We start from the raw sequence: 12,296 nt of genomic DNA, 5'->3' as shown, positions 1-12,296 counted from the left end.
ATCTATTATTTTTGAGATGCAACCCAGTAATTCTATTAGGTTTATATTCATGATATTAAGAAAATTAATTTACGCTGCGCTTCGTTAAAGAAAACCACACGAATTATTTTCGTTTGCAACCATACTGCGGAAATGTGTGGTTACCAAAGAGTATTGTATTATTATTAAGTTTGTTAAGATAAATGAGCTTCCCGTCAGGGCCTTTGCCAAACAGCAGGTTTATGGCAATCTTATCGTCGACGTTATCTGTATTGTCACGCTGAATGTTAATATGCGTTATCTTATACAGGTGCGCTTTAGTATTATAAGCTTTATAGCTAATCTTAAGCGTGCGAGAGATTAGATATTTTTTGTTATTGTGTGAAAGAAGACCATCAATGTTGATAAGGATAACGTCGTCTGTCATGTTAAAAAAAATGAGTCCTTCTGCACGGATGTTATCTTCGTTGATGCTTTGCAAGACAGAAAACTGAGATTCGCACGAGAAAGCCGTAGGCCTGGTAAGAGCGTAAACCATGCCGATCAGGGCCAGACCGACGATGACTATAAGGAAAAGGAGGCGTTTAGACATTGTTTTTTTCTCTGTAATAAAAACTTACGCAACTGTCTTTATTACACTCGATGAGCAGCAGTTGCATAATATTACCCAGGGTTCCTTTTACCTGTTTCTTGTAGACGTACAGCTCCTTTGGATGCGAGCAGTCGAACTTTTGGGAGGTAAAGTCAAAACTACTTTGCACCTCGCGCAGTGACAGGGCAGGAGACATGAAAATGATGCATTGATCCTCAATCATTTTTTGAACGTCAGTGTCTGATTTGAAGGCCACCGGCTTGATTAAGAGAAGAATAAAAGCAAAGGCCAGAATAGCTATTCTGCCTGCCCGCTGAAAAATGGATAAATGCGGCGTTCTGAGTGTCGGTTTGGGTATCTTTTCCTCAAGAAAGGGGGGGCGATACTCGCGATCGTTGTGGATAATGGCATCGTCCGCAATCTTAAAACCAATACGAGGAACTGTGGTAATGATCTCTTTCTCAACGCCTAGATCGCTGAGGTTTCGGCGTAACGTTGAGATATATTGATTCAGATTACTGTTTGACGCTCTGGCACCATATTTATCAAATACGGACTGGAAAATTTCATTTCGCGAAAGGATATCGCCCTGGTGATTGAGTAATTCAGCCAGCAGACGTGTCGAGGTTTGGGATAATTCAACGCTATCCCCGGTCAGTAAGTTAAGGAGGGATGCCTCCTCCGTATCAAAAGTGATGAATCCCTCAATATCGAACCTCATGTCGATCCTCTCCCTTAGCCTTACTTTCCCCTAACATACCGACTCAATTTGATAAAACATTATGAATGTCAGATAAAAATCCTGTTTTTGCGCTCATCTGAAGCTAATGTTGCTGATTGACTCAGGGGGATACATACTGCTAACTCCTTCAAAACCAAGGAGTCGACGATGAAACTCCCACAGTGTTCATACAACCCGGGTGCAGTACATCCAGGTTACAACGCACCTCATGACAATCTGCAAATGTTAGCGGCGGAAATGGGAATAAGTGGTCTGGCGATGATCAGAGGGCCCGAACAAATATTGATACTCAATTTATTAAAAGACCATAGCACGCGCGGCTTGTCGACCAGAGAACTTGCCGATCTGTGCGGTATTTCAATTTATAAAGTGAGACACTTGCTGCTTCCGCTTGAAAAATATGGTCAGGTTATGCGGGATAAAATGCAAAAGCATCATCGGTGGTTTTTGTCAAAGGAGACCACATAAATTATGTCGGTATTCTAACAAGGGGTATTTTCATTTGCAACATAGTACGGGAAGTCAAATAGATAAGCTAAAGGAGTTGATAAATACTAATTATAATCTCGCAAAGTCTTAAGAAAATTCCCAATAAAGTTTTAATGTTCCTGCATAATGGCAATTATGTTTTATTCTCTTCGTTTAAGCTTGCCCTCATGCCCGATGTATAGTGTACACGGGCAACTATTTTGGCGTTACCATAGTGCATGACTGAAATTAGACGTGCCGTTGTAAGGAAACAGGGAAAGAGGCGAGATTTAGCTGGAACAGAAAAGCAAAAACCCAGCCATAGGCTGGGTTCTTTGAATAGTGGTGCCCGGACTCGGAATCGAACCAAGGACACGGGGATTTTCAATCCCCTGCTCTACCGACTGAGCTATCCGGGCAACGGAGCGCATTAAACCGCAATCACGTGAGATCGTCAATACTAATTCAGAAAAAGCGGTTTAACTGCTCAACTTTACGGCAATGTGCTGGCTTCTGGGGACGCTTACGTTAACGCCCCGCCCGCACGACACTGAGCAAACCGCAGGATATCTTCCGCCAGACGGTGCGCCGTATCCACGTCCGCCTGACTACGGTTCACCAGCATACGGCTCAGGCAACCTTCCAGGACCAGCTCCATCTGCTTCGCCACCATTGCCGGGTCATCCACTTCAAGCGTGGTCAGCAGCTCGTGCGTGAACTCATACGCAGCTCGTTTTTGCCGATCGGCCAGCTGATGAACAGGGTGTCCAGGATCGGGAAAGTAGGTGCAGGCGGCGATAAACAGGCAGCCGGGATAGCGGTTGTTGCTTACACACTCCGTCAGCGCGGTATAGCGCGCCAGCAGCTTTTGCTCTGTGCTCAGCTCTTCGTTCAACAATAGCTGCCTGCGCCAGATATCTACCTGCTGGCTGAGATAGCGCAGGGCATCGTAAAGCAGCGCCTCTTTATCCGGCCAGAAGCGCTTAAGTTCATCCAGAGGGTAATCGATACGGTCGGCGACCATCTCAAGCGTGGTGCTGGCGATCCCTTGAATCTCAAGTAATTGCAGGGCTTGTCCCAGTACGTCTTCGCGTTGCACGGTTATCTCCTCCGCTATTCCCAACGGTTTGTCCCGTCTAAAGTGTTGTTTACGGTTGGCGATTGCGCAAATGCGCGCTGAAAGCCGTTGCGTCCATAAACCCGGTTACGCGCTGCGCTGGCTGCTCATTTCCCTCTGCATCGAAGAAAAGGATGGTAGGCAGGCCGAGCACGTTAAGCTGCTTCAGCAGGGCTTTATCCTGCGCGCTGTTGGCGGTTACGTTTGCCTGAAGCAGAACTGTGTCGTTCAGGGCGCGTTGTACCTGCGGATCGCTGAAGGTGTATTTTTCAAACTCCTTGCAGGCCACGCACCAGTCGGCATAGAGGTCGAGCATGACCGGTTTACCTTTCGCCTGTGCCAGTGCGTGGTTGAGGTCATCCACGTTTTTAACCGGGGTGAAATTCAGATGCGCCTGCGCCTGGGCACTCGGGGTGCCGAACGCCCAGTCCTGCAAAGGACGAACGCTTACCAGCGCGGCGGCCAGCAGAAGAATTTGCACCAGACGCATCCACGGTTTTTTCGCCCCGAGGCTGACGATGAACGCCCAGCTGAAGAAGGCCACGCCAAGCATCGCCCACAGGCGAATGCCCCAGGCGTCACCGATGATACGCTCCAGCAGGAACACCGGCAGCGCCAGAATGACAAAACCGAATGCAGTTTTCACCGTCTCCATCCACGGGCCGCTCTTCGGCAGCAGGCGATTGCCAAACACCGTCACCAGAATCAGCGGCAGGCCCATGCCCAGCGCGTAGAGGTACAGCGTTCCGCCGCCGAGCCACATGTTGCCGCTCTGCGCAATGTACAGCAGGATGGCGCTCAGCGGCGCGGTGGTGCAGGGAGAACAAATCAGCCCTGCGATAGCCCCCATGGCGAATACCCCGCCCGCAGAGCCGCCCTGCTGGTGATTGCTCATCAGCGTCAGGCGGGTTTGCAGGGAAGAGGGCAGCTGCAGGGTGAACAGACCAAACATCGACAGCGCCAGCAGGACAAATACCGCTGACAGCCCAATAAGCACATAAGGATGCTGAAGCGCAGCCTGGAACTGCAATCCGGCAGCGGCGACCACCAGGCCAAGCGCCGTATAGGTTAATGCCATGCCCTGCACGTAGATAAAGGCCAAAAGCAGCGCGCGGGCGGTGGAAAGACGTTGTCTGCCGCCCAGCACGATGCCAGAGATAAGCGGGTACATCGGCAGCACGCAGGGGGTAAAGGCGATGCCAATGCCAATCAGTAAGGCCCAAAGCGCTGAGAACGGAAGGTCTGTATTGCCTTCGCTCCTCTCGCCGGAGGGGGGCGGAGAAACGGCGACAGCCGCTTTCACTTCGCTGAGCGGTACGACCTTCGTTTCCGGCGGATAGCAGAATCCGGCGTCGGCACAGCCCTGATAGGTCACCGTCAGCGTAGCGCCTTTATCCGCCTGGTTCACCGTGACGGGTACGCTTAAGCGCTGACGATAGATTTCGCTTTTACCGTAGAACTCGTCCTCGTGCCACTCGCCCGCGGGCATCTGCAATGCACCGACGTTAGCCTTTGCCGGCGTGATGCTGACCTGCTTGCGGTAGAGGTAGTACCCCTCTTTTACCTGCCAGGTGAGGCTGAGCTCGTGCTGGTTCTGCTGGAAGTCAAAAACGAACGCCTGGTCGGCAGGAATAAAGTTCGAACGGCCGGGCGCGTCAAACAACCCGGCAAAAACTGACGTGCTGCACAGCAGCAGGATCAGCGTAAGGAAGCGTTGAGCCATGAGAGATAGTCGTTATCGCCGTGGACCACTGGCAGCACCAGCAGTTCCGGGGTTTGGTATGGATGATGAGACTTGAGGCAGTCGAGGAGCGCCTGCTGATTTGTCAGATTGGTTTTAAGCAACATCTGGACTTCATACTCCTGCTCCAGCTTGCCTTCCCAGTAATAAAGGGAGGTAGCGCCGGGAAGCAGCGTGACGCAGGCAGCCAGTTTTTCGGCCAACGCTTTGGCGGCGAGATCCTGGGCAGAAGCTTCATCAGGGGCGGTACACAGTACAACAACAGCATCAGGCGTGTTCACAAGCTGACCTCCTCATCACGAAAGTCTTCACTATATCACGCAAGGCGTCTGGTCATTAATGAAACGGGCCGCAGAGCGGCCCAATTTTAACTATTTTTACAACGGCTAACCGTTTACAGCACAATGCCGCCGATGATAAAGCCGAGGACCACGCAAAGCGTAATCGCCACCACGCCCGGGATAAGGAACGCGTGGTTAAACACGTATTTACCGATACGGGTTGAGCCGGTGTCATCCATCTCAACCGCGGCGAGCAGGGTTGGATAGGTGGGCAGAACGAACAGGGCGGAAACGGCCGCGAAAGAGGCAATCGCCGTCAGCGGCGTAACGCCCAGCATCAGTGCCGCAGGCATCAGCGCTTTGGTGGTCGCCGCCTGGGAGTACAGCAGCGTCGCGGCAAAGAACAGCACCACCGCCAGCAGCCACGGATAGTTGTGCAGCAGGTCGCCTGCCACGGTCTGGATATCGCTGATGTGCGCTTTTACGAAGGTGTCACCAAGCCACGCCACGCCCAGTACGCACACGCAGGCGCTCATACCGGATTTGAAGGTGCTGGCGTTCAGCACTTCGCTGGTGTCGATTTTGCAGGTGATGCTAATCAGCGTTGCGATGGTCAGCATGAACACGACAATCGCTTCGTTACGCGGCAGAACCGGGTTCTGAATGAGGCCTACCGTGTCGCTGATGGCGGTCGCGTAGAACATGACGGCGACGATACCAATCAGGAACAGCAGTACGGAGCGTTTTGCTTGCGGCTTCAGCCTGAAGACCTGGCTACCGCGCAGGCTCACTTCGCCTTTTGCCAGACGCTCCTGGTAAACCGGATCGTCTTTCAGCTCGGCACCGAGGAAGTTGCACAGCACGGCGGTGATCATTACCGCAATCAGCGTCACCGGAATGCAAATTGCCAGCAGCGTCAGGTAGCTCACGCCCATCGGCTCAAGAATACCCGCGAAGAAGACCACGGCCGCGGAAATAGGCGACGCGGTGATTGCAATCTGGGATGCCACCACGGCAATAGAAAGCGGGCGGGATGGGCGAATACCCTGCTCTTTCGCCACTTCGGTGATCACCGGCAGCGTGGAGAAGGCGGTGTGGCCAGTACCGGCGAGAATGGTCATAAACCAGGTCACCAGCGGGGCAAGGAAGGTAATGTATTTAGGATGGCGACGCAGCATACGCTCCGCCAGACTCACCAGGTAGTCCATACCGCCAGCGACCTGCATGGCCGCGATAGCGGCAATAACCGCCATGATGATTTCGATAACGTCAAACGGGATGGCGCCGGGTTTAATCTGAAAGATAAGGGTAAGTACGAGCACACCGAGACCGCCGGCAAAACCGATGCCGATACCCCCGAGTCTTGCTCCCAAATAAATCGCCAACAGGACGATGACGAGTTCTGCTCCAAACATAAAGACCTGCCTTGCTCATTAACAAGTTGATATTGAATTGTTGTGTTTTGGTAACGCCCATAAAGAAAAAAGGCACGTCACAAGTGACGTGCCTTTCGGAAGCTTAGCCTGAACGGTTACTGTTCGCTTTCATCGGTATATCGTTTCGCTTTATACGCCGGGTGCATCAGGTTCTGGGCGGAGAAGATATCGTCCAGTTCGGCTTCGGTCAACAATCCTCGCTCGAGAACGACCTCACGCACGCTCTTACCGGTTTCGGCACAAATCTTCCCGACGATGTCGCCGTTGTGGTGGCCGATGAACGGGTTGAGGTAAGTGACGATCCCGATTGAGTTGTACACGTAGCCTTCGCACACCTCTTTATTGGCGGTGATGCCGTTGATGCATTTTTCCAGCAGGTTGTAGCAGGCGTTAGTCAGGATATGAATGGATTCAAACATCGCCTGGCCAATCACCGGCTCCATAACGTTCAGCTGCAGCTGACCGGCTTCAGAAGCCATGGTGACGGTGGTGTCGTTACCAATAACCTTGAAGCAAACCTGGTTCACCACTTCTGGCACCACCGGGTTCACCTTGGCTGGCATAATGGAAGAACCCGCCTGCAGCTCTGGCAGGTTGATTTCGTTCAGGCCAGCGCGCGGGCCGGAGGAGAGCAGGCGCAGGTCGTTACAGATTTTGGACAGCTTAACCGCCAGACGCTTCAGCGCGCTGTGCACCATCACGTAGGCGCCGCAGTCGGAGGTAGCTTCAATCAGGTCTTCGGCAGGCACCACCGGCAGGTTAGACACTTCCGCCAGCTTCTGTACCGCCAGCTGCTGATAGCCATCCGGCGTGTTCAGGCGTGTACCGATGGCGGTTGCGCCCAGGTTCACTTCCAGCAGCAGTTCGGACGTGCGCAGCAGGTTTTTGGTCTCTTCGTTCAGCAGCACGTTAAACGCGTGGAACTCCTGGCCGAGGGTCATTGGCACCGCGTCCTGAAGCTGGGTACGACCCATTTTCAGAATGTCCTGGAACTCAACGGCTTTACGCTGGAAGCCATCGCCCAGCTGGTTAATCGCGTCCACCAGTTTCACCACAGAGGCATACACCGCGATGCGGAAGCCGGTTGGGTAGGCGTCGTTGGTGGACTGACATTTGTTAACGTGGTCGTTCGGGTTCAGGTACTGGTATTCACCTTTCTGATGGCCCATCAGTTCCAGGCCGATGTTTGCCAGTACTTCGTTGGTGTTCATGTTGACGGAGGTACCCGCGCCGCCCTGATAGACGTCAACCGGGAACTGATCCATGCACTTGCCGTTGTTCAGCACTTCATCGCACGCGGCGATAATCGCATTTGCAGCGCTTTTAGGAATGGTTTGCAGCTCTTTGTTCGCCAGAGCCGCGGCTTTTTTTACCATCACCATGCCACGCACAAATTCAGGGATGTCGCTGATTTTGCTGTTGCTGATGTAGAAGTTTTCAATCGCTCTCAGAGTATGAACACCATAATAGGCATCCGCTGGAACTTCCCTGGTACCCAACAAGTCTTCTTCGATACGAATGTTGTTTAACATGTGAACCTTCTTTTCAAGCTGCCGATGGATTGTACTAAACACACAGTATATATGTGGTTTTGAATATTTTCTGACCGACGATTATTCCCTCAATCGGCCCGATGTTCGAGATCATATGCTGATGATAGCGAATTGCCGTAAGCTGGATCACTTATTATCGACCCGATTCCATGATAATTATTAATCTGTGAAATGGGTCACCGCTTTAATATTTCCAAAAAAAATATCCGTGCAAACCGATTGAATTTTGGCTAACCGTCTCCATCTCTTACCTACGCGCTTCGCGAACACATTCAGACAGGGGCCCGAAGGCACCTGCCACACAGGAGATGCCAGTGCGCTGGATACCATTTATTGCTTTCTTTCTCTATGTTTACATTGAGATTTCGATTTTCATCCAGGTTGCCCACGTGCTGGGCGTCCTGCTGACGCTGATTCTGGTGATCTTCACCTCCGTCATCGGCATGTCGCTGGTGCGTAATCAGGGTTTCAAAAATTTCCTGTTAATGCAGCAGAAGATGGCCGCAGGCGAAAGCCCGGCAGCCGAAATGATCAAAAGCGTGTCGCTGATTATTGCTGGCCTGCTGCTGATCCTGCCGGGGTTCTTCACCGACTTCCTCGGCCTGCTGTTGCTGCTGCCGCCGGTGCAGAAGCACCTGACTCTGAAGCTGCTGCCGCATCTGCGATTCAGCCGTATGCCGGGCGGTGGGTTCAGTACCGGGCCGGGAGATACCTTTGAAGGGGAATACCAGCGCAAGGACGACCAGCGTGACCGCTTAGATCACAAGGACGATCGTTAAGGAATGTTAAGCCCGGTAAGCGTTGCGCCACCGGGCTTTATTTCACAGACTGCTCCGCTTCGGTAAGAACGCCCACAGCCCCGCCAGCACGACGATAGCGTACACGCTCTTCCAGCCCACCATCGCCAGTAGCACCAGACACAGCGCAAACCCGACGGCCGCCAGCGCCTTATAGCGTCCCTTCAGCAGCCGACAGCCCGCCAGCATGCACAGCAGGTAGATCATGATGAAAATACCGTTGGCGTAAACAATCAGCGCGTCAAGGTTGATGTCGAGTAGATAAATGCCCAGGGAACTCACCGCGCAGCAGCCCAGTACGGTATTCAGCGCATTTATCGGAAGCTGCCGTGCAGAAAGGCGAGCCAGGCGGCTATCCGGTTTATAAAGTGCCTGAGACCACACCAGCCGGGCGAAGCTCTGAATATAAATATTGAGGCTGGCAAAGCAGGCGAGATAGCCGATTACGCAGGCCACCCACAACGCTTTTACGCCAAACAGCTGCACCACGATGCCCGGCAGCGACGCGGCGGCGGCTTTATCGTCGCCGAACGCGTTGAAGTGCAGCACCAGTACCGTACAGGCCCAATACACGGTGCCCGCCAGCAGCAGGCCAATCATCAGGGCGCGCGGAAAATCACGCTCGGGCTGTTTAAATTCGGATGCCAGGTGAGCGAACGCCTCAAGGCCGACGAAACACCAGAACATGACGGATAACGCAGCAAATAGCTGCGGACGATCGATATCGTTCACCGCGGGGAAAGGAATATCCGCCAGGGTAATGTCGCCCGCAAGCCAGATGGCGACGATCAGCGCGACGATTAACACCGCGACCAGCGTTTGCAGATTGGCGCTTGAGCTGGCCCCGCGTGAGCCGACCCACCAGATAATCGCCAGCGTACCCAGTTCAGCCAGCAGCAGCTGGTGGTCGTGCCAGCCAAACAGCGCCTGTCCAAAGCCGGTCGCGATATGCAGGGCCGCCGGAAGGCCGACGGGGATCACCGACAGAAACAGCCAGCCGGTCACGCGCTCCAGCCGCGGACCAAACGCCATACCGACAAAATGCGCTACGCCGCCCGCGCTCGGGAAGTGCCGGCCGAGGATGGCAAACACGATTGCCACCGGGAATACCAGCACGATAAGCACCGGCCACGCCCACAGGCTGTTATTTCCTGCTACCAGCGCCGCCAGGGCGGGAACCGCAAATACGCCCGTACCTAACAATGACGTTGAGAGTAGGCCAATGCCCTGCGCCAGCCCCAACTCCTGCCTGAGTCCACTCATTTACCTCGTCCTGCCACCGTCAAAAGAGAGTCGATGGTAACACTTTCGCAAATTTTTTTTCGGCTACCCCTTGAAGGGGTAAAAAGCTATCCCCATCTCTCAGGGCACTAGCCGGAAAACCGCATGCGGACCGGCGTCATCCATAACTGATAATGACTTTCTCAAAGGAGAGCTATCAATGAGTATTCGTCCGTTACATGATCGTGTGATCGTCAAACGTAAAGAAGTTGAAACCAAGTCTGCTGGCGGTATCGTTCTGACCGGTTCTGCAGCAGCAAAATCAACGCGTGGCGAAATCATCGCTGTCGGTAAGGGCCGCATCCTGGAAAACGGAACTGTGCAGCCGCTGGACGTTAAAGTTGGTGACATCGTCATTTTCAACGATGGCTACGGCGTGAAATCCGAGAAGATCGACAATGAAGAAGTGTTGATCATGTCCGAGAGCGACATTCTGGCAATTGTTGAAGCGTAATTAACGCACGAAACTGTACGAATTTGAGGAAATAAGAACATGGCAGCTAAAGACGTAAAATTCGGTAACGACGCTCGTGTAAAAATGCTCCGCGGCGTAAACGTACTGGCAGACGCAGTGAAAGTCACCCTGGGCCCGAAAGGCCGTAACGTAGTGCTGGATAAATCCTTCGGTGCGCCAACCATCACCAAAGATGGTGTTTCTGTTGCACGTGAAATCGAGCTGGAAGACAAGTTCGAAAACATGGGTGCGCAGATGGTGAAAGAAGTTGCCTCTAAAGCGAACGATGCAGCAGGTGACGGTACCACCACCGCGACCGTACTGGCGCAGGCGATCATCACCGAAGGCCTGAAGGCTGTTGCTGCGGGCATGAACCCAATGGATCTGAAACGTGGTATCGACAAAGCTGTCGCGTCCGCTGTTGAAGAACTGAAAGCGCTGTCCGTACCGTGCTCTGACTCTAAAGCTATTGCTCAGGTTGGTACCATCTCCGCTAACTCCGACGAAACCGTAGGTAAACTGATCGCTGAAGCGATGGATAAAGTCGGTAAAGAAGGCGTTATCACCGTTGAAGACGGTACCGGTCTGGAAGACGAACTGGACGTGGTTGAAGGTATGCAGTTCGACCGCGGTTACCTGTCCCCATACTTCATCAACAAGCCAGAAACTGGCGCCGTTGAGCTGGAAAGCCCGTTCATCCTGCTGGCTGACAAGAAAATCTCCAACATCCGCGAAATGCTGCCAGTACTGGAAGCCGTTGCGAAAGCAGGCAAGCCGCTGGTTATCATCGCTGAAGATGTTGAAGGCGAAGCGCTGGCAACGCTGGTGGTCAACACCATGCGCGGCATCGTGAAAGTGGCTGCGGTTAAAGCACCTGGCTTCGGCGACCGTCGTAAAGCGATGCTGCAGGATATCGCTACCCTGACCGGTGGTACCGTGATCTCTGAAGAGATCGGTATGGAGCTGGAAAAAGCGACCCTGGAAGACCTGGGCCAGGCGAAACGCGTTGTGATCAACAAAGACACCACCACCATCATCGACGGTGTGGGTGAAGAAGCCGCTATTCAGGGCCGCGTTGGTCAGATCCGTAAGCAGATCGAAGAAGCAACTTCCGATTACGACCGTGAAAAACTGCAGGAGCGCGTGGCGAAACTGGCAGGCGGCGTTGCGGTAATCAAAGTGGGTGCTGCAACCGAAGTTGAAATGAAAGAGAAGAAAGCTCGCGTTGACGATGCCCTGCACGCGACCCGTGCTGCGGTAGAAGAAGGCGTGGTTGCTGGTGGTGGTGTCGCGCTGGTGCGTGTAGCCGCTAAACTGGCTGGCCTGACCGCTCAGAACGAAGACCAGAACGTGGGTATCAAAGTTGCGCTGCGCGCGATGGAAGCTCCTCTGCGTCAGATCGTATCCAACGCCGGTGAAGAGCCGTCTGTGGTAGCGAACAACGTGAAGGCGGGTGAAGGTAACTACGGTTACAACGCTGCAACGGAAGAATACGGCAACATGATCGACTTCGGTATCCTGGATCCAACTAAAGTTACCCGTTCTGCTCTGCAGTACGCGGCATCTGTAGCTGGCCTGATGATCACTACCGAGTGCATGGTAACCGACCTGCCTAAAGGCGACGCGCCTGACTTAGGTGCTGCTGGCGGTATGGGCGGCATGGGTGGTATGGGCGGCATGATGTAATCATGTTGTTCTGAACCTCTCAGAACGAACCCCGGGCAGCGATGCCCGGGGTTTTTTATTGCCCGTCGAGCCGTTACTCAAACAAGATGTGCATTGCGGAGAAGAGGTGATTCCGTCGCACCACTAAAAACGATCGGGGGCTAAAACACGATATCCCAAAGGTTATTAT

Annotated in this window: 12 protein-coding genes and 1 tRNA gene; 4 read left to right on the top strand and 9 right to left on the bottom strand. The window is 53.2% G+C overall.

Annotated features, from left to right (window positions below):
- Positions 1-103: 103 nt before the first annotated feature.
- On the bottom strand, positions 104-571 hold the full coding sequence (locus IM304_RS07600; RefSeq protein ID WP_148422630.1) for a FidL-like protein: 468 nt from the start codon (positions 569-571) through the stop codon (positions 104-106).
- The gene (locus IM304_RS07595; protein WP_193355550.1) at positions 564-1,292 is read right to left on the bottom strand and encodes a helix-turn-helix domain-containing protein; all 729 of its coding nucleotides are present in this window, start codon (positions 1,290-1,292) and stop codon (positions 564-566) included. Before IM304_RS07595 ends, IM304_RS07600 begins: the two co-directional genes overlap by 8 nt.
- A gap of 168 nt (positions 1,293-1,460) precedes the next feature.
- Between IM304_RS07595 and IM304_RS07590 the strand changes: the two genes are divergently transcribed.
- Entirely contained in the window at positions 1,461-1,781 is a 321-nt protein-coding gene (locus tag IM304_RS07590) for a FaeA/PapI family transcriptional regulator (protein WP_193355549.1), read from the top strand.
- Between the two features lie 343 nt (positions 1,782-2,124).
- On the opposite strand, the gene IM304_RS07585 is transcribed toward IM304_RS07590, so the two are convergent.
- From IM304_RS07585 to aspA, 6 genes are all read right to left on the bottom strand, one after another.
- A tRNA-Phe gene (locus tag IM304_RS07585) sits at positions 2,125-2,200 on the bottom strand.
- 104 nt (positions 2,201-2,304) lie between these two features.
- Positions 2,305-2,880 (bottom strand): transcriptional regulator, encoded by a 576-nt coding sequence (locus IM304_RS07580; RefSeq protein WP_148421810.1) that lies wholly within the window; start codon positions 2,878-2,880, stop codon positions 2,305-2,307.
- Between the two features lie 49 nt (positions 2,881-2,929).
- Positions 2,930-4,621 (bottom strand): protein-disulfide reductase DsbD, encoded by a 1,692-nt coding sequence (locus tag IM304_RS07575; RefSeq protein WP_193355548.1) that lies wholly within the window; start codon positions 4,619-4,621, stop codon positions 2,930-2,932.
- A complete protein-coding gene (gene cutA / locus IM304_RS07570; RefSeq protein ID WP_059354422.1) occupies positions 4,597-4,920 on the bottom strand; it encodes a divalent cation tolerance protein CutA in 324 nt (107 codons plus the stop codon). The genes IM304_RS07575 and cutA overlap by 25 nt, the downstream gene beginning before the upstream one ends.
- 113 nt (positions 4,921-5,033) lie before the next feature.
- Positions 5,034-6,335 carry an anaerobic C4-dicarboxylate transporter gene (locus IM304_RS07565; RefSeq protein ID WP_193355547.1) on the bottom strand — a complete coding sequence of 434 codons (1,302 nt, stop codon included), beginning with the start codon at positions 6,333-6,335 and terminating at the stop codon, positions 5,034-5,036.
- A 116-nt stretch (positions 6,336-6,451) separates the two neighbouring features.
- Positions 6,452-7,888 carry an aspartate ammonia-lyase gene (aspA, locus tag IM304_RS07560; RefSeq protein WP_003855923.1) on the bottom strand — a complete coding sequence of 479 codons (1,437 nt, stop codon included), beginning with the start codon at positions 7,886-7,888 and terminating at the stop codon, positions 6,452-6,454.
- A 335-nt stretch (positions 7,889-8,223) separates the two neighbouring features.
- Here aspA and IM304_RS07555 point away from each other — a divergent pair, with 335 nt between their 5' ends.
- Entirely contained in the window at positions 8,224-8,688 is a 465-nt protein-coding gene (locus tag IM304_RS07555; protein WP_176608913.1) for an FxsA family protein, read from the top strand.
- Between the two features lie 42 nt (positions 8,689-8,730).
- Here the strand turns inward: IM304_RS07555 and yjeH are convergent, their stop codons facing one another.
- Positions 8,731-9,969, bottom strand: a complete 1,239-nt coding sequence (yjeH, locus tag IM304_RS07550; RefSeq protein ID WP_193355546.1) for an L-methionine/branched-chain amino acid transporter — start codon at positions 9,967-9,969, stop codon at positions 8,731-8,733.
- Positions 9,970-10,147: 178 nt separating this feature from the next.
- Between yjeH and IM304_RS07545 the strand changes: the two genes are divergently transcribed.
- Both IM304_RS07545 and groL read left to right on the top strand, forming a co-directional pair.
- Entirely contained in the window at positions 10,148-10,441 is a 294-nt protein-coding gene (locus IM304_RS07545; RefSeq protein ID WP_003855929.1) for a co-chaperone GroES, read from the top strand.
- A gap of 39 nt (positions 10,442-10,480) precedes the next feature.
- Positions 10,481-12,127: a chaperonin GroEL gene (gene groL / locus IM304_RS07540; RefSeq protein WP_015572446.1), complete on the top strand. Its 1,647-nt coding sequence runs from the start codon at positions 10,481-10,483 to the stop codon at positions 12,125-12,127.
- Positions 12,128-12,296 lie beyond the last annotated feature (169 nt).

Origin of the sequence: Enterobacter cloacae complex sp. P40C2, assembly GCF_014930695.1 — a bacterium.
GTDB classification, from domain to species: Bacteria; Pseudomonadota; Gammaproteobacteria; order Enterobacterales; family Enterobacteriaceae; genus Enterobacter; species Enterobacter pasteurii.
Note: the sequence above shows the minus strand (reverse complement) of the source record. Positions and strands in the feature narration are given on the sequence as shown.